We start from the raw sequence: 17,976 nt of genomic DNA, 5'->3' as shown, positions 1-17,976 counted from the left end.
TCTTGAAATTTTTTCTAAAATAGTGTAAAATAATAAATAACCAAATAAAATAAAAATAAGAAATTTAGGAGATATAATGGCTAAAAAAGAAAAAGAGATTGAAAAAGCAAAATTGATTTTAACTGATGAAGAAATAAAAGATTTAAATGAAGAAGGAATAAAAAATCTTTTAATTAATAAAGCAATTTTGGATACAGCAAAAAAATATGAATTTACAGATGAAGAAAAGGAAGAGTTTGATTATTTCTACAAAAATGAAAAAAACAAATTTTTTATTGCAAAATTAATTGAAAATAAAATTGTAGTAAATGAAAATGATGTTACAGAAATTTACACTAAAAATAAAGCAAATTTTGATGCACAAAACATTTCGTTTTCACAAGCAAAAGAAATTATTCAAAGAGATTTATTGAATCAACAAGTTGCAACTCTTGAAGCTGAAGAGTTGGACAAGTTAGTTCAAGAAATGGAAGATAAAGTAGAAATCACAAAAGAAGAAATTTTATTTTCTAAAGGAAATTCAGAAGTTTTAAAAACATTGATTGTTGGAAAAATAATTGCTAAAAAAATGGAAGAAAAAAACTTTGAAGAAAAAAATAAAAAAGATTTAGAAATTGTTAAAGACAATGTTTATATCAACTATTATCTAGATTTACAAGTTAGAAAAAATGTAAAGGTAACTCAAGAAGAAATTACAGAAATTTATGAAAAAGAAAAAGCAAAATTAGGAAATGTAACTCCAAACAGCGCATACCAGCAAATTGCAAACGGTTTATTGAATAACAAAGCAGTACAGGAAAGAAATAGCTTAATTGACCAAATTGCAAAAGACTATAATGTGGAAGAAGTTACAAAAGAATATATTAAATAATATAAAAAAATAAACTATATCTAAAAGGCATTAAGCCAATTTTTAAGATATAGTTTTTTTATTATTTAAGAGTGTTCATAATTTTAATAATACATAGTGCAGAATAACTTTTTTTATTTATTGCATAAAAATTAAATATGTGCTATTATATTAAGTGTAAATAAAATATAATAAAATTAAATAATAAAACTAGTTACAAGGGAGTCAATAAATTGACTGAGAAAAGGATGTGAGCCTTGACCTTTTGACCTGATTTGGATAATGCCAACGTAGGAAGTAAGAAAGTTTATTTTAGATTACAAAGTATATACAAATTAGGTATATACTTTTTTTGTATTTGGAGGAAAATATGAAAAATGTATTGTCAATAGCAGGTTCAGATTGCAGTGCAGGAGCGGGAATACAAGCTGACTTGAAAACTTTTGTTGCAAATGAAGTTTATGGAATGACAGTTATTACAAGTTTAACTGCACAGAACCCGCAGAAAGTAAAGATGATAGAAAATGTCTCAATAGAGATGTTAAAAAGTCAGATAAAAGCAATATTAGATACTATAAAAGTTTCTGCCATAAAAATTGGAATGATAAATACTAGAGAAAACGGGAAAATAATATATGAATCTTTATTGAAATATAAAGCAGAAAATATAGTTCTTGATCCTGTGATGATTGCGACAAGCGGAAATTCTTTAATAAAAGATGAAACAAAAGACTTTTTAGTAAATAAATTATTTAAACTGGCGGATATAATTACACCTAATTTAGATGAAACAAAAGAAATAGTAAAAATAATTTTAAAAAATAAAAATATTGAGGACATAAATAGCATAGAAAAAATGAAAACTTATGGAAAGATAATTGCAGATTTTACTAAAAAATGGGTTCTTGTTAAAGGGGGACATCTTTCAAATAGTGCAGTGGATATTCTTATAAATAAAGAAAAAGTATATGTTTTAAAAGGAGAAAAAATTTTTAATAACAATACTCATGGGACTGGTTGCAGTTTATCTTCAGCTATTGCTTCTAATTTAGCTAAGGACTATTCTATGCTGGACTCAGTTAAGAAAGCTAAGAATTTTGTTTTATGTTCAATAAGAAATTCAGTAGATTTTGGAGAAATAGGTGGGACGATAAATCAAATGGGTGAAATATATAAAAATATTGATATAGAAAAACTTTATTAAGGGGAGTATATGGACTTAAAAGATTGTAGAATTTATTTAGTAACCGATGAAAAAGCCTGTCTTGGAAAAGATTTTTATAAATGTATAGAAGAAAGTATCAAAGGTGGAGTAAAAATAGTTCAATTAAGAGAAAAAAAAAGCTCTACAAAAGACTTTTATGAAAAGGCATTAAAAGTAAAAGAAATATGCAAAAATTATGGAGCACTCTTTATTATAAATGATAGATTGGACATAGCACAGGCTGTTGAGGCAGATGGAGTTCATTTAGGACAAACTGATATGCCAATAGAAAAGGCAAAAAAGATTTTAAAAAATAAATTTTTAATTGGAGCAACAGCAAGAAATGTAAAAGAAGCTAAAAAAGCAGAGCTGTCAGGAGCAGATTACATTGGAAGCGGAGCTATTTTTGGAACAAATACAAAAGGCAATGCAAAAAAATTAGAAATGGAAGATTTAAAAAAGATAGTAAATAGTGTAAAAATACCAGTTTTTGCAATAGGAGGAATAAATATTAATAATGTATGTATGTTAAAAAATATTGGACTGCAGGGAATATGTGCAGTTTCAGGGATATTATCAGAAAAAGATTGTAAAAAAACAGTAAATATTATGTTAAAAAATTTTATTTAATACAAGGAGATGATATTATTATGTATAAAACACAGATGGAAGCTGCTAAAAAAGGTATTTTAACAAAGGAGATGAAAATTATTGCAGAAAGCGAATCTATGGATGAAAAAATTTTGATGGAAAGAGTGGCAAAAGGTGAAATTGCTATTCCTGCAAATAAAAATCATAGCTCTCTTTTAGCAAAAGGAGTTGGAACAGGTTTATCTACAAAAATAAATGTAAATTTAGGAATATCAAAGGATTGTCCTAATCTAAATAGAGAATTGGAAAAAGCAAAAGTTGCCATAGATATGAAAGCAGATGCAATAATGGATTTAAGCTCGTTTGGTAAAACAGAAAAATTTAGAAAAAAATTAATCGCTATGTCTACTGCAATGATTGGAACAGTTCCTGTTTACGATGCAATTGGCTTTTATGATAAGGAATTAAAGGATATAAAGGCAGAAGAATTTTTAGATGTGGTAAGAAAACATGCAGAAGATGGAGTGGATTTTGTTACTATCCATGCAGGATTAAATAGAGAAGCAGTGGAGCTTTTTAAAAGAAATGAAAGAATAACTAATATTGTTTCAAGAGGTGGTTCTCTTATGTATGCTTGGATGGAACTTAACAATGCAGAAAATCCATTCTATGAAAACTTTGATAAACTTCTTGATATCTGTGAAGAATATGATATGATAATAAGTTTAGGAGATGCATTAAGACCAGGTTGTCTAAATGATGCAACAGATGCCTGCCAAATAAAAGAGCTAATAACATTAGGAGAATTAACTAAAAGAGCTTGGAAAAGAAATGTACAGATAATAATTGAAGGACCAGGACACATGGCAATAGATGAAATAGAAGCAAATGTAAAGTTAGAAAAGAAACTTTGCCACAATGCCCCTTTCTATGTACTAGGACCATTGGTAACAGATATTGCTCCAGGTTATGACCATATCACTTCAGCTATTGGTGGAGCAATAGCAGCAGCAGCTGGAGTTGATTTCCTATGTTATGTAACACCAGCTGAACATTTGAGATTACCAAACTTAGATGATATGAAAGAAGGAATAATAGCCTCTCGTATTGCTGCTCATGCTGCTGATATCAGTAAAAAAGTTCCAAAGGCAATAGATTGGGATAATAGAATGGCAAAATATAGAGCAGATATAGATTGGGAAGGAATGTTTGCAGAAGCAATAGATGAAGAAAAAGCCAGAAGATATAGAAAAGAGTCTACTCCTGAAAATGAAGATACTTGTACTATGTGCGGAAAAATGTGTTCTATGAGAACTATGAAAAAAATAATGTCAGGTGAAGATGTAAATATTTTAAAATAGGAGTGTAAAATGGCAAAAATTAATGGAAAATATGAAGAAATTAACAATATTAACTTGCTAGATTATTTAACAAAAAATAAATATAGAACAGATAGAATTGTTGTTGATTTCAACGGAAATATAATAAAAAAGGAAGATTTTGAAAAAATTAATATAAAAAATACAGATAAGATAGAAATCGTATGTTTTGTTGGTGGAGGTTAGTATATGGATTTAAAAGAAGAAGATTTGCTTAAAAGAAATGTGAAAGGTACATTTGAAAAATTAAAAAAGACAAAAATCTGTATTTTAGGCTTGGGAGGATTGGGTTCAAATGTGGCGGCTTTACTTGCAAGAGCAGGGATAGGATATTTAAAATTAGTAGATTTTGATGTTGTTGAAGCAAGTAATTTGAACAGACAGCAATATAGAGTATCTCATATAGGAATGAAAAAAACTAAAGCTATAAAAAATATTATAAAGGAAATTAATCCTTTTGTAAAAGTTGATATTCTGGATACAAAAGTGGATAAAGAAAATATATCTTCTATAGTTAAAGATATAAAAATTATTGTAGAAGCCTTTGATAGAGCTGAAACAAAAGCTATGGCAATAGAAAAATTACTGACAAATAAAAATAAAATAGTTATATCCGCATCTGGAATGGCTGGTTTAGGCTCATCAAATGAAATTATTACAAGAAGAGTTAGAGATAATTTTTATTTGATTGGGGATAATTATTCAGATTATGAAGAATATTCGGGCATTATATCAACTAGAGTTATGATCTGTGCCGCACACCAAGCCAATATGGTTTTAAGATTAATACTAGGAGAAGAAAAATGAAAGATAGTTTTAAACTTGGAAATAAAGAATTTAATTCAAGATTTATCCTTGGTTCAGGAAAATATTCAAATGAATTAATAAATAGTGCCATTAATTATGCACAGGCAGAAATGGTAACTGTTGCGATGAGAAGAGCTGTTAGTGGAGTTCAGGAAAATATCTTAGATTATATTCCTAAAAACATAACCTTGCTTCCTAATACTTCTGGTGCAAGAAATACAAAAGAAGCAGTAAAAATAGCAAGACTTGCAAGAGAATGCACTCAAGGAGATTTTATTAAAATTGAAGTTATAAAAGATAGCAAATATCTTTTGCCGGATAACTATGAAACTATAAAAGCAACTGAAATATTGTCAAAAGAAGGCTTTATTGTAATGCCATATATGTATCCTGATTTGAATGTTGCAAGAGATTTAAGGGATGCAGGGGCAAGTTGTATTATGCCTCTTGCAGCACCAATAGGCTCTAATAGAGGCCTGATAACAAAGGAATTTATACAGATTTTAATAGATGAGATAGATTTACCAATAATAGTTGATGCAGGGATAGGGAAACCTTCTCAAGCTTGTGAAGCAATGGAAATGGGAGTAACCGCAATTATGGCAAATACTGCAATAGCAACTGCAAATGATATTCCAAGAATGGCAAAAGCCTTTAAGTATGCAATACAAGCTGGAAGAGATGCTTATCTTGCAAAAGTAGGAAGAGTTTTGGAAAACGGAGGCTGTGCCTCTTCACCGCTTACAGGATTTTTAAATGAGGTGGACTAATGAAACTAGAAAACATTAACTCAGATATTTTGAATAAAGTAATAAATAAAATAAATGATTATGACTACAATTCTTTTTCAGATGAAGATATAAAAAAAGCCTTAAATAAAGATTATTTATCCACAAGAAATTTTCAAGCACTGCTATCTCCAAAAGCTATAAATTATCTTGAAGAAATGGCACAAAAAGCAAAAGAATGCAGAAAAAGATATTTTGGAAATTCTGTCTATATGTTTACACCCCTATATATCTCAAACTATTGCGATAATTATTGTGTTTACTGCGGTTTTAACTCGCATAATAAGATAAAAAGGGCTAGATTAAATTTTGAACAGATAGAAGCTGAATTAAAGGAAATAGCAAAAACAGGTTTGGAAGAAATACTTATACTTACAGGAGAAAGTGAAAAATATTCCAATATTGAATATATTGGAAAGGCTTGTAAATTAGCAAGAAAATATTTTAATAATGTAGGAATCGAAATATATCCTGTAAATGTGAAAGACTATAAGTACCTAAATTCTTGTGGAGCAGACTATGTAACAATCTTTCAAGAAACATACAACGAAGAAAAATACCAAAAATTACATTTAGAAGGACATAAAAAAGTTTTTTCATATAGATTTAATTCACAGGAAAGGGCTTTAATGGGGGGGATGAGAGGTGTTGCTTTTGGAGCATTGCTAGGGCTGGATGATTTTAGAAAAGATGCTTTTTCAACAGGTTATCATGCTTATCTCTTACAAAAAAAATATCCTCATGCAGAAATTTCTATTTCTTGTCCAAGATTAAGACCTATTATCAATAATCTAAAAATAGAACAAAAATTTATCAGTGAAAAAGACCTGTTTCAAATTGTATGTGCATATAGACTATTTTTACCTTTTGCAAATATAACAATATCTACAAGAGAAAAGCCTAATTTTAGGGATAATATAATAAAAATAGCCGCAACAAAAATTTCGGCAGGAGTGGATACAGGAATAGGCGCTCATAGTGAATGTTCAAATAAAAAAGGTGACGAGCAGTTTGAAATAGCAGATAAAAGAACAGTAGCCCAAATATTTGAAAAGATAAAAAGTGAAAATTTACAACCTGTGATGAACGACTATATTTATTTAAAGGATTAATTGATTGTTATGGATAAAATAAAATTAAATATTATTAGTAACAGAAAATTATGTGCTAATGGCAATCTTGAAAAACAAATAGAAAAAATTTTTTCTGCTTATGAGAAAAAAATAATTTTAAAAAATTTTGAGATTACTGCACTTACTTTAAGAGAAAAAGATTTAGATAAAAATAAATATCTAAACTTAGTGAAAAAAATTTATCCTATTTGTCAAAAATATAAGATAAATTTAATTTTACATCAAAATCATGATTTAAACTTAGATAAAAAATATAATATTGAAGGTATTCATTTAAGTTATAATGTTTTTAAGTCTTTAGAAGAAAATATTAAAACAGGACTTATAAAAAAATATAAAAAAATAGGAGTATCTGTACATAGTCTTGAGGAAGCTAAAGAAGCAGAAAGTTTGGGAGCAAACTATGTGGTTGCAGGACATATATTTAAAACAGATTGTAAAAAAGGCTTAGAGCCAAGAGGACTAAAATTTGTTGAAAATCTATCATCCGTATTAAACATTCCTGTATTTGCAATAGGCGGAATAGATGAAAGAAATTCCCAGTCTGTTATAAATAGTGGAGCTTTTGGACTATGTATGATGTCAAGTCTAATGAAATAGTCTTTCTTAATTTTCTTTTTAGCCATAACAAAAACCTCCAAATATTATACAGTTATTTTACCATATATTATCTAGAGGTTTACACAAAAATTTTTACACACCCTATTAAGTCGACTTAGATATAGTTTTTTTATTTTATTATTATTTTGCTGACAAACTTACTGTTATTCCAGTTCTTAGCTCGTTTCTTTCGATAGTTTTTTTTGTGCTTTTATTTTTGTATGTATATCTTTCAAGTGCACTATATTTTACAGATGGATTAAGAGTAATTGTTCCAACATTTGTTTCAATCGATTTTTTATATCCAATACCTGTCCAAATAGTAAATGTATTGTCATATCCTGTTTTTGCCGTATGTTTTTCATATTCGTTTCCAGGTGAGACAAATGCTGTAAATCCAGCAAATGAAGGGGTTGTGTATACTAAATTTGTTACATAGTCTAAATAGACACTTGATTTTGCTTCTTCGTTTGTTGCAGCTATTTTTCCTCTTATATCTCTCAATTTATTTAGTAAATTAATGCTGTAGCTTAAAGTTCCGTATTTTCCTTTTAAAATATCATTCGAGTTGTTTAAATTAAGGTTTATTCCCCAGCCTTCCCCTTTTCCTCTTGCCAATTTACTTCCAGTTAAATAATAATCGCCTGTTTTATTATCTTTTATGTCAAAATATGCCAATTGTAAACTAGTTCCTATTTTTTGACCAAATAATTTAAGGTCGAAGGAAGGTCCAAAATAGATTTCATTTGAAGCTCCTGTAGTTTTATAGCTTCCACTTGTTTTTTCGGCTCTTGCTCTATTTGTCTTATTTTCCCAGCCTAAGTTCCATTTTGTGTCAAGATTTCCTAATTTTAAATTTTTTGTAAGTGAAAACTCTGTTTCCCAAAGTTCATGTTCCGAAGTTCTTGTACTAGGTTTTCCATAAATTATATCTTGGTTTCTCAAAATTCTAAAGTTTCCGTCCATATCAAATTCATCGGATAATTTCATCGTCCCCGAAGTTGTGTTTCTAAAACGGCTTCTGTTTCTATTTGAGCCTTTAAATCCTTTATTTCCTAAGTTGTTTGCATCATCTCCTGTCCTATCAGTATAACGGTTTCTCCATTCACTTTGAAAACTAATTTTTTTTAATGAATCCTGATTTGCTGCTCCAAATTGTGAAACTGCTAAACCTAACAAAATTAATTTTAAAAAATTTCTCATATATCTCCTTCGATAAATTTATTTTTTATTTTGTTCACATTAATGCTTTGTTCAAAGTTTTTATATTAATAGTGAAAAAAATTATTAATATTTTATCATATTATAGTTTGTTAGTCAAACTTTTTGAGATAAATATTTGACTTTATAAAAGTTTTGTAGTAAAATTCTATTTATAGAACAAAGTTTTGAAGGGAGAAGAAAATGAAGAAATTTTTTATTGTTTTGGCGGCGGGATTGATTATCGTTTCGTGCGGAAATAAAACTGAAAGTGGGAAAAATGATTTAAAAAATGTTAATTTTTCAAAAAATCAAGATAAAGAAACTTTGGTTGCAAGTGTTCCGCCATTAAAATGGGTAGTGCAAAAAATAGCAGGAAAAGAATACAATGTGATTTCTGTAATTCAGCCGAATATGAATCATGAATTATTTGAGCCTAAAACTGATGATTTGGTAAGACTTGAGAAATCTAAATTATTTTTTACATATGATGCTTTAAATTTTGAGGAAAAAATTACGAGTGCGATTAATGATAAAAATAAAGTTTTAAATGTTTTAAATGGAATTGATCCGCATTTGTTTTTGGAAGATCACGATGACGACGAACATGGTGGACATCATCACGACGAGCATGAACATAATGGGAAGTTTGATCCGCATGTTTGGTTTTCATTGGAAATGATGCCGAAAGTTGCAGAAAATATAAAAAATAAATTGGTTGAAACTTATCCGAATCAAAAAGATAAATTTGAAAAAAATTATAATGATTTTATAAAAGAATTGGATGGATTTAAAAAAGAAATTTCAGAAAAAATGTCTAAAAAAACAAAAAAACATTTTATGATTTACCATCCAGCTTTGGAATATTTCTTGAAAGGAACTGGAATTGAAGAAGAAGCGATTGAATCTGAAGGTAAGGAACCATCAGCTAAGCAAATTCAAGAAATAATAAGTGAAGCAAAAGAAGACGGAATTTCAACTATTTTAGTGCAACCTCAATTTCCAAAACAAAGTATTGACATTATTGCAAAAGAGATTCCGAATGCGAAGATTGTAACATTTAATACAGATGAAGAAGATGTTTTTGAAAATTTAAGAAAATTTGTGGATAGCTTACAATAATTGTTTTTGTGTAATTAATAAACAGAGTTACAAAATTAAGGGGAAAAGATGCAGAATAATAAAAAGTTAATATCAGTAAAAAATTTGAATTTTAATTATGGAAAAGATGCTATTCTGAGTGATATTTCGCTGGATATTTATAAAGGAAAAAATGTTGCAATAATTGGGAGAAATGGTGGCGGAAAGTCAACTTTGGTAAAATTGATGCTTGGCTTTTTGAAGAAAAAGTCTGGAGAAATAGATTACTATGTTGACAAGAATAAAATTGGATATTTGCCACAAATTAGAGAGTTTGATACTTCTTTTCCTATTAATATTTTTGATTTAGTGATTTCTGGACTTACAAAAAAGTCGAATTTATTTAAAAAATTTAGTGCAGAAGATAGAAAAAGGACAAATGACTTGCTTGTTGAATTTGAAATCGAAAAATTGAAAGATAAGTTGATTAGCGAAGTTTCTGGAGGTCAGTTACAGAGAGCCTTGATTGCGAGAGCTTTAATATCATCGCCAGAAATTTTATTTTTGGATGAGCCTGAATCTTTTTTGGATAAAAAATTTGAGTTTGAGTTATATGAGAAAATAAAGCAATTATCGGATTCTACGATTGTTGTAATTTCGCATGAACTGGATAAATTATGCTGTTATGTCGATTCGATTTTTATTGTGGAAGAAGAAATTCGTATTTTTGAAGATAAAAATGAATTTTTCAAGAGTGAATTTGCTCACAGGCACATTCATAATCATAAAATATAGAGCTTTAGCTAATAATTATTAAAAATAGAGATTTTTCAAAAATAGTAAGAATACAGTAAAAGTAACGAGTCATAAATAAAGATACTAATATTTTTATAAAAAAGGAAATACATAAAGAATGGGAGAAAAATGGAATTTTTAGAAATTTTTAACTATGCTTTCATGAGAAATGCTCTTATTGTGGGTATTTTATCAAGCATCTGCTGTGGGATAATAGGAACCTATATTGTAAATAAAAAAATGGTGTTCATATCGTCGAGTATCAGTCACGCTTCGTATGGTGGAATCGGAATAGGAGTGTATTTAATATATTTTTTCAAATTGCCACTAAACGATCCATTGATTTTTGGATTAATATTTTCTATATTATCAGGAGTATTGATACTTATACTGAAAGATTTTTTTGGTGTAAATGGCGATTTAGGAATTGGAATAATGATGTCATTTGGAATGGCAATTGGAATTATATTTTCCTTTATGACACCGGGCTATCAAGCGGATATGTCAACTTATCTTTTTGGAAATATTTTGCTGTCAAATAGCATAAATATAATTTCGCTGCTAATTTTAGACATTATTACAATCATATTTTTCGTAATTTTCTACAAAGCAATAGTTTATTCAAGTTTTGATGAAAATTTTTATAAATTATACGGCGTACCAGTCAAGTTTGTAAATTACTTTATGATTATAATGATTTCATCAGCGATTATTATAAATATAAAAACAATTGGAATTATTCTAATAATCTCAATTTTAACAATACCACAAGCAACAGCGGCAATTATCGCAAGAAAATACAGTGTAATAATATATTTGTCAATATTATTCTCATTTTTAGGAATATTATTCGGATTATTATTCTCATATATTTTCAACATTCCATCAGGACCAGCTATAATAGTAGCTTTGATTGTTATAATGTTAATTGTGAAAGTAGGTGCTTTTGTAAAAGGAAAAATTAGATAAATTGATTAAATTAAATAAATTTTTAGATTAAAAATATTATAGTTTACAGACTACTATTAAATTTAAAGATTAAATAAAAAATAAAGCACTGAGAAAAAAATATCTTGGTGCTTTTTATAATTATTTTTATTTTCTTAAATATATTCGAACTAATTTAAAATTAAACTAATGAAATTGTATAAATTTAGGTTTTGAGTAAATAGCCATAGCTTTTAAGTTTGATTTTAGTATTACAGTTTTTTGAAAAAAGTTTATTTAGCCATTAATCAAATAAACATTGATTTTATTCGATTTTTCAAATATAATATAGAAAATAAAAAGAGAAAGAAGTGATGATGATGAATTCACAAGAATTAAATAAATTTATAAAAGAAAATGTTGATAAAATTTATGATGAAATGGTAAAAATTAGAAGAACTATACATATGAATCCTGAATTGGGGGACGAAGAATTTGAAACGAGTAAACTAATTAAGGAATTTTTATCAAAAAATAATATTGAATTTTTTGAGATTATAAATACTGGCGTGGTTGCGACAATTTATAATGATGATAAGAAAAATGGTAAAAATCATACTGTTGCGACGAGGGCAGATATTGATGCATTGCCGATTTTTGAGGAAAATGATGTGGAGTATAAGTCGAAAAATCTTGGGAAAATGCACGCTTGTGGGCACGATACTCACACAACTATTCAATTGGGAGTCGCGAAAGTTTTAGTGGAAAATAAGGATAAATGGAATGGAACTGTGAGATTTTTCTTTCAACCTGCGGAGGAAACTAATGGTGGTGCTGATAGAATGATAAAAAATGGCGCTTTAAAATTTGAAAAAAAAGCTTTTGGAAATAGTGATTTTGAGGACAAAGAAAAAAACAGTAAAGGTGCTGGAAGAAAGATTGATGCGTTTTTTGCACTTCATATGGCACCAGAGATTCCGACTGGGAAAATTGGTGTGAAAGTTGGGAAAGCTCATGCTTGTTCGGCACAATTGAAAGCTACTATTCATGGAGTTTCAGCTCATGCGGCGTTACCACATAAAGGGGTTGATGCGATATTGATTGGAGCGAAAGTTTTGGAGTTTTTTCAGTCAATTGTGAGCAGAAGAATTGATCCTAGAGAAGGTGCAGTTATTACGATTGGATCATTTAAAGGTGGAGAGACGAATAATATTGTCTGTGATAAAGTGGAAATGTTAGGGACAATTAGAACACTTTCTAATGAGACTAGACTTTTTATAAAAGAAACTATTGAGAGGGATTTGCCAATTTTTGTAGAAAGTCTTGGTGGAAAAGTGAAAGTTAGCATAAGACTTGGTTATACTCCTGTGATTAATGATGAAAAAATGACGGAGTTTGTTACTGAAAATATTGTTGATTTATTTGGAGAAAATTCACTTGAAAGAATAAAAGAGGCAAGAATGGATGTGGAAGATGTGAGTTATTTCTTGAATAAAATTCCTGGATGTTTTTTTAGATTGGGAACAAGAAATGAAACTAAAAATATGATTTATGATTTACATCATCCAAAATTTAATGTAGATGAAGAAGCAATAAAATATGGGATTGGACTACAATTAAAAAATATTTTGGAATATTTGAAAAAGTAATAGAAAATATAAAAAAAATTATTTTAGAATTACAAAAATAATTTATAAAATTAGGAGAAAAAAATTAAGAAATGGGAAAAAATTTTAAAATTGGTCAAAAATTGGAAATTGAAATTGAGAAAATTGTATTTGGCGGCGAAGGAATTGGCAGGGTTGATGGATTTACATTTTTTGTTCCAATGAGTGTACCTTGTGATAAGCTTGAAATCGAGATTATTTCTTTGAAAAAAAGTTATGGGAGAGGACTTATTACACGGATAATTGAGCCTTCAAAAGATAGAATCGCAGATTTGTCAAAAGTAAGTTTTGAAGATTTTGACGGATGTGACTTTGGAATGCTTAAATACGAGAAGCAGCTGGAGTATAAAAATGAGATGCTGAAAGAGGTTTTGACAAAGATTGGCGGGATAAATTTTAAAGAAGTTATTTTGGAAGATATAATTGCGAGTGAACATAAAAAAAATTATCGGAACAAGACAGCGGAGCCAATTTATAAAAAAGATGGAAAAATTATGACAGGATTTTATTCGAGAAAATCTCATGATGTGTTTACAGCAAAGGAGAATCTGTTACGTTCAGAAATTGCTGATAAAATAATAAATAAATTTTTGAAAGAAATAAACAGTTTTAATGGAACGAAAAATGAATTTAAAGTTTATAATGAAGTTAATAATACTGGATTTTTGAAACACATAATGGTAAGAAATAATGAAAAAAATGACGTTATGGTTGTCGTTGTTGTAAATAAAACTTCCCAATATAAGAATTTGGTTAAAGTTCTAGAAAAAATGTATGAAGAAAACGAAAAAGTGAAATCAGTTTATATTTCAATGAAAAAAGAGCAGAATAATGTGATTTTAGGTAATGAAAGTAGACATATTTTTGGTGAAAGTTATTTGGAAGAGGAAATTGAAGGAATAAAATTTAAGATTTATCCAGATTCATTTTTCCAAATTAATAAAAGACAGGCGATAAAATTGTACGACAAAGCGATTGAATATTTTGGAGAAAATAAAAAAGGAACTGTGGTTGATGCGTTTTCTGGGACTGGGACGATTGCGATGATACTTTCTAAAAACGTTAAAAAAGTTATTGGTATTGAAAGTGTTGAAAGTTCGGTTGTTGCGGGAAATATAACTATTGAAGAAAATGGATTGAAGCATGTGAGTTTACTAAATGGAAAAGTTGAAAAAATTTTACCTGAAATTTTGAAAAAAGAAAAAATTAGTGGAATAATTTTTGACCCGCCTAGAAGAGGAATTGATGAAAAAGCACTTAGAAGCGTTGTAAAAAATAAAATTGAAAAAATAGTTTATATTTCTTGTAATCCAGCGACTTTTGCTAGAGATAGTAAATTTTTGATTGAAAAAGGGTATAAATTGGAGAAAATTACTGCGGTGGATATGTTTCCTCAGACGGCACATATTGAGTGTGTTGGAATGCTCACAAGATCAGAATAAATAAGATTAAAAAAAAATTTTTTGAAAAGCAGAAATTTTAAAAATTATATGATTTTTATATTGAAAAACTATTAAAATTATAATTAATTAAATATTGTAAACAAAGTAAAGTAGAGTATACTCATACTGAAATTTGGAGGTAAGATATTTAAAAATTTAAAAAAAAATTTCAAAAAATAAAATTGAAGAAAAGCGAGGGAATATTATGAAATCAACAAAAAAAATGATTTTAGCAACTTTAATTGGAGTGATGGCTATCGCTTCTATCGGATATTCAGCTATATCAAGATCATCAAGAAAAAAAACTGCAGCAACTTCTAAAAATTTGACAAGAAAGTTTAGCTGCAGTAGCAGAAACGTGACAGTTGAAAATCTTTCTACAAATAAAGTTAGATTAACAGATGATACTGGAAAAGTTTATAATTTGAAATTAACAAGATCTGCTAGTGGAGAAGAATACAAGGGTAATGGAATTTCTATTCAAATAAAAGGAAATGATGCTGTATTTACATCAAACGGAAATGATGAAAGCTGTAATTTGACAAGTAATGAAAATTCAAATAATGGAAGTTCAAATCAAAAAACTAATTTGTTGAGAAAATTCAGTTGTGACGGTTATCAAGATATAACAGTTGAAAATCTTTCAACAGATAAAGTAAAATTAGCTGATGGTTATGGAACTATATATAACTTAGATTCTACAGTATCTGGTAGTGGAGAAAAATATTCCGACGGAAATGTTTCTATTCAAATAAAAGAAAAAGAAGCTATTTATACAGAAAATGGAAAAGATAAAAACTGTGCTCTAAAAAGTAATGGACACGGTTCAATTGAAGAATAGCCAAAAATAAAAATAAAAAAGCTGTTTATACGATTTTATCAATTGTGTTAAGCAGCTTTTTTTTATTTCAAAATTAAAATAAAACTATTATGTTCAAAAAAAATATGATAAAATTTAATTGGGTTTAATATTAAGAGTCATTAAATTTTATGTCAATAAATTTTAGAAAGGAAAATTATATGTTAAAAAATATAAAAGAAAGCTATCAGTATTCATATTTTCTGTATTTAAAATTGATAGTCGCTGGGATTATTATTGGTTTTATTGTAGGAATAATTGATACAATTTTTGGGAGAGGATTGCTTTTAATAGGAAATATTAGAAAAGAGTATTTGTATTATTTTGTTCCTTTTTTAGCTTTGGATGGACTTTTGATAGTTTTTATTTACAAAAAATTTGCCGGTAGGGCGAAAAAGGGAATGGGGCTGATTTTTGAAGTGGGACATGGAATTGAGAATGAAATTCCATTGAAACTGGTTCCAATTGTGTCAATTGCAACTTGGATTACACATTTGTTTGGCGGAAGTGCTGGGCGTGAAGGGGTTGCTGTACAGTTGGGAGCAACAATTTCTCATAAATTTAAAAAATATTTTGGCTTTCCAAATAAATCTAAGATTTTTTTAGTGATAGGAATGGCAGCAGGTTTTGGAGGATTATTCCAAACTCCGATAGCAGCTCTATTCTTCGCTTTAGAAGTCTTGACATTGGGGAATTTGCAGCTGTATGCTTTACTTCCGGCAATTGTTTCTTCATTTGTTGCAAGTTGGACTTCCGCTTTTCTTGGACTTGAAAAATTTAATCATTTTGTAAATACAAATTTTGCAGTAACGCCTTTGGCATTTGTAAAATTTGCAATTTTAGGGATAATTTTTGGAATTGTTGGAAATTTATTTGTTTATTTACAAAATTTTTTGAAGAAATATTTGTCAGAAAAGATTAAAAATTCTTATTACAGAATTTTTGTTATTGGAATTTTGTTAAGTATAGTATTTTTGATGCTGCATGAAGGTCGATATACTGGACTTGGAACGAATTTAATTGAAAATAGTTTTTCGGGGAAACAAGTTTATATGTATGACTGGATAATTAAATTGATATTGACGACATTAACGTTATCTGCAGGATTTCAGGGGGGAGAAGTGACACCGCTGTTTTCAATTGGAGCCTCATTGGGAGCCGTGATAGCTATTTTCTTTGGTTTACCAATTGAATTTGTCGCAGCAGCGGGATATATAAGTGTATTTGGAAGTGCGACAAATACTTTACTAGCGCCAATTTTTATTGGTGGAGAAGTGTTTGGGTTTAGCAATTTGCCATATTTTGTGATTATTGTTGTATTTGCTTATTTGGTGAACCGAAAAATATCGACCTATGGACTGCAAAAAAATTATTTTGAAGAATAAAATTAAAAATTATTTAAAAATGTAGTTATTTTAGAATAAAAAATATTAAAAAGAAGAATTTTCATGTAAAAAGACATAAAGTTAAAAATGTAAAAATTTTTAATATATAATTAAAAACAAATATTATAAAATAAAAATTTCATTCTATTATAAATTTAATGTCGTGGTACAATACATATGTGACAAAAAAGAAGAAAAAAAGAAAGGTTTCTGATATAATGTAAGCCGACCAAAACTACATAAGGAGAAACCTTTCTATGAATAGTATATCAGAAGAGTACCGTGTTCGTCAACAGGCAGTTGAGTATGCAATAAAATATAACAATAATTCAAAGGCGGCATTAAAATATAAGACATCAAGACAGCAGATTAAGAGATGGCGTGACAGATATGACGGGACAGTGCAGTCACTGATGCCGAAAAGCAGAAGACCTAAAAGTCATCCAAATCAACATACTCAGGAAGAAATAGATTTAATTATGAAAAAATACAGGAGATTTTCATATGAAGGACTGGCACAGGTATATACCGAAGCTAGAAAACTGGGATACAGCCGTTCTTATGGAACTATGTGCAGAATAATAAGAAAAATTAGGGATAATAAGCCCAAAAAGCCTAAAAGGCTTTATTTGAGTTAAAGCTGGAAGAACTAGGGATAGAATATATGACAACAAGACCGTATTCGCCGTGGCAGAATGGGAAAGTGGAAAGGAGCCACAGGCTAGACAGCAATTATTATTTAGGAAAAAGATTTAGAAGTCTGGAAGAATTAAGAAGGTCAGTAAAAAGATATTGCAGCAGATACAATAATATATCAAGAAAAGTATTAAATTTTAAAAGTCCAAATGAAATGCTGAAAGAATACAGGACAAACAATTAGGCTAAGACATTAGTAAGATAACTTTTCTATTTATTTTTAAAGTTTTTGTAACAAATGTTTGACAACTATACATAATTTCATAAAAAATTTGAAAAATTATGTTGACAAAATTAAAAAAATATATTATAATAATCGAGTAATTTAAATTTGCCCGAGTGGTGAAATTGGTAGACGCAACGGACTCAAAATCCGTCGATTTTATATCGTGCCGGTTCGACTCCGGCCTCGGGCACCAATTTTGAAAAGTTTCGGCGACATGGTCGAGGGGCTTAGGCAGCGGTCTGCAAAACCGTTTACACCAGTTCGAATCTGGTTGTCGCCTCCAATATAGATTTTTAGAAATGATTTGCTGTTTGGTAGTCATTTTTTTTTATTTTATAGAAAAATTG

Annotated in this window: 19 protein-coding genes, 2 tRNA genes and 1 riboswitch; of the genes, 20 read left to right on the top strand and 1 reads right to left on the bottom strand. The window is 28.7% G+C overall.

All coding sequences use genetic code 11. The features are described from left to right. Positions 1-76: 76 nt before the first annotated feature. The 9 genes from BCB68_RS00305 to BCB68_RS00265 all read left to right on the top strand — a co-directional run bounded on the left by BCB68_RS00305 (position 77) and on the right by BCB68_RS00265 (position 7,352). Complete coding sequence (locus BCB68_RS00305) at positions 77-871, top strand: viral A-type inclusion protein (protein WP_094079017.1); 795 nt, start codon at positions 77-79, stop codon at positions 869-871. 187 nt (positions 872-1,058) lie between these two features. Further along, a riboswitch (TPP riboswitch) is annotated at positions 1,059-1,164 on the top strand. Positions 1,165-1,220: 56 nt separating this feature from the next. Then, positions 1,221-2,054: a bifunctional hydroxymethylpyrimidine kinase/phosphomethylpyrimidine kinase gene (gene thiD, locus BCB68_RS00300; RefSeq protein ID WP_157697328.1), complete on the top strand. Its 834-nt coding sequence runs from the start codon at positions 1,221-1,223 to the stop codon at positions 2,052-2,054. 9 nt (positions 2,055-2,063) lie between these two features. Continuing rightward, the gene (thiE, locus tag BCB68_RS00295; protein WP_094079015.1) at positions 2,064-2,684 is read left to right on the top strand and encodes a thiamine phosphate synthase; all 621 of its coding nucleotides are present in this window, start codon (positions 2,064-2,066) and stop codon (positions 2,682-2,684) included. A gap of 20 nt (positions 2,685-2,704) precedes the next feature. Further along, complete coding sequence (gene thiC / locus BCB68_RS00290; protein ID WP_094079014.1) at positions 2,705-4,006, top strand: phosphomethylpyrimidine synthase ThiC; 1,302 nt, start codon at positions 2,705-2,707, stop codon at positions 4,004-4,006. 9 nt (positions 4,007-4,015) lie between these two features. Next, positions 4,016-4,210 carry a sulfur carrier protein ThiS gene (thiS, locus tag BCB68_RS00285; protein ID WP_018499107.1) on the top strand — a complete coding sequence of 65 codons (195 nt, stop codon included), beginning with the start codon at positions 4,016-4,018 and terminating at the stop codon, positions 4,208-4,210. 3 nt (positions 4,211-4,213) lie between these two features. Further along, positions 4,214-4,831 (top strand): sulfur carrier protein ThiS adenylyltransferase ThiF, encoded by a 618-nt coding sequence (gene thiF / locus BCB68_RS00280; protein ID WP_094079013.1) that lies wholly within the window; start codon positions 4,214-4,216, stop codon positions 4,829-4,831. After that, on the top strand, positions 4,828-5,601 hold the full coding sequence (locus BCB68_RS00275) for a thiazole synthase (protein WP_094079012.1): 774 nt from the start codon (positions 4,828-4,830) through the stop codon (positions 5,599-5,601). Before thiF ends, BCB68_RS00275 begins: the two co-directional genes overlap by 4 nt. Beyond that, complete coding sequence (thiH, locus tag BCB68_RS00270; protein WP_094079011.1) at positions 5,601-6,731, top strand: 2-iminoacetate synthase ThiH; 1,131 nt, start codon at positions 5,601-5,603, stop codon at positions 6,729-6,731. The genes BCB68_RS00275 and thiH overlap by 1 nt, the downstream gene beginning before the upstream one ends. A gap of 3 nt (positions 6,732-6,734) precedes the next feature. After that, positions 6,735-7,352: a thiamine phosphate synthase gene (locus BCB68_RS00265; RefSeq protein ID WP_094080727.1), complete on the top strand. Its 618-nt coding sequence runs from the start codon at positions 6,735-6,737 to the stop codon at positions 7,350-7,352. A 141-nt stretch (positions 7,353-7,493) separates the two neighbouring features. Here BCB68_RS00265 and BCB68_RS00260 read toward each other — a convergent pair whose 3' ends face one another. Continuing rightward, a complete protein-coding gene (locus BCB68_RS00260) occupies positions 7,494-8,555 on the bottom strand; it encodes a hypothetical protein (RefSeq protein ID WP_094079010.1) in 1,062 nt (353 codons plus the stop codon). A gap of 201 nt (positions 8,556-8,756) precedes the next feature. Here BCB68_RS00260 and BCB68_RS00255 point away from each other — a divergent pair, with 201 nt between their 5' ends. The 11 genes from BCB68_RS00255 to BCB68_RS00210 all read left to right on the top strand — a co-directional run bounded on the left by BCB68_RS00255 (position 8,757) and on the right by BCB68_RS00210 (position 17,912). Continuing rightward, complete coding sequence (locus BCB68_RS00255; RefSeq protein ID WP_094079009.1) at positions 8,757-9,674, top strand: metal ABC transporter substrate-binding protein; 918 nt, start codon at positions 8,757-8,759, stop codon at positions 9,672-9,674. Positions 9,675-9,722: 48 nt separating this feature from the next. Next, positions 9,723-10,427: a metal ABC transporter ATP-binding protein gene (locus BCB68_RS00250; protein WP_094079008.1), complete on the top strand. Its 705-nt coding sequence runs from the start codon at positions 9,723-9,725 to the stop codon at positions 10,425-10,427. A gap of 129 nt (positions 10,428-10,556) precedes the next feature. Next, positions 10,557-11,396 (top strand): metal ABC transporter permease, encoded by an 840-nt coding sequence (locus BCB68_RS00245; protein WP_094079007.1) that lies wholly within the window; start codon positions 10,557-10,559, stop codon positions 11,394-11,396. A gap of 338 nt (positions 11,397-11,734) precedes the next feature. Further along, positions 11,735-13,003 (top strand): M20 metallopeptidase family protein, encoded by a 1,269-nt coding sequence (locus tag BCB68_RS00240; RefSeq protein ID WP_094080726.1) that lies wholly within the window; start codon positions 11,735-11,737, stop codon positions 13,001-13,003. Between the two features lie 71 nt (positions 13,004-13,074). Then, on the top strand, positions 13,075-14,463 hold the full coding sequence (rlmD, locus tag BCB68_RS00235) for a 23S rRNA (uracil(1939)-C(5))-methyltransferase RlmD (RefSeq protein WP_094079006.1): 1,389 nt from the start codon (positions 13,075-13,077) through the stop codon (positions 14,461-14,463). Between the two features lie 205 nt (positions 14,464-14,668). After that, positions 14,669-15,304 (top strand): MliC family protein, encoded by a 636-nt coding sequence (locus tag BCB68_RS00230; protein ID WP_094079005.1) that lies wholly within the window; start codon positions 14,669-14,671, stop codon positions 15,302-15,304. Positions 15,305-15,483: 179 nt separating this feature from the next. Beyond that, positions 15,484-16,707 (top strand): chloride channel protein, encoded by a 1,224-nt coding sequence (locus BCB68_RS00225; RefSeq protein WP_094079004.1) that lies wholly within the window; start codon positions 15,484-15,486, stop codon positions 16,705-16,707. A gap of 257 nt (positions 16,708-16,964) precedes the next feature. Further along, a complete protein-coding gene (locus tag BCB68_RS10655; RefSeq protein WP_216639351.1) occupies positions 16,965-17,345 on the top strand; it encodes a helix-turn-helix domain-containing protein in 381 nt (126 codons plus the stop codon). A gap of 26 nt (positions 17,346-17,371) precedes the next feature. After that, on the top strand, positions 17,372-17,587 hold the full coding sequence (locus BCB68_RS10650; RefSeq protein WP_216639350.1) for an integrase core domain-containing protein: 216 nt from the start codon (positions 17,372-17,374) through the stop codon (positions 17,585-17,587). Positions 17,588-17,736: 149 nt separating this feature from the next. Further along, positions 17,737-17,822, top strand: a tRNA-Leu gene (locus BCB68_RS00215). A 15-nt stretch (positions 17,823-17,837) separates the two neighbouring features. After that, a tRNA-Cys gene (locus BCB68_RS00210) sits at positions 17,838-17,912 on the top strand. The last annotated feature ends 64 nt before the right edge of the window (positions 17,913-17,976 follow it).

The organism is Leptotrichia sp. oral taxon 498 (genome assembly GCF_002240055.1).
Taxonomy (GTDB): domain Bacteria; phylum Fusobacteriota; class Fusobacteriia; order Fusobacteriales; family Leptotrichiaceae; genus Leptotrichia; species Leptotrichia rugosa.
This window is presented reverse-complemented; position numbering and strand designations above follow the sequence as displayed.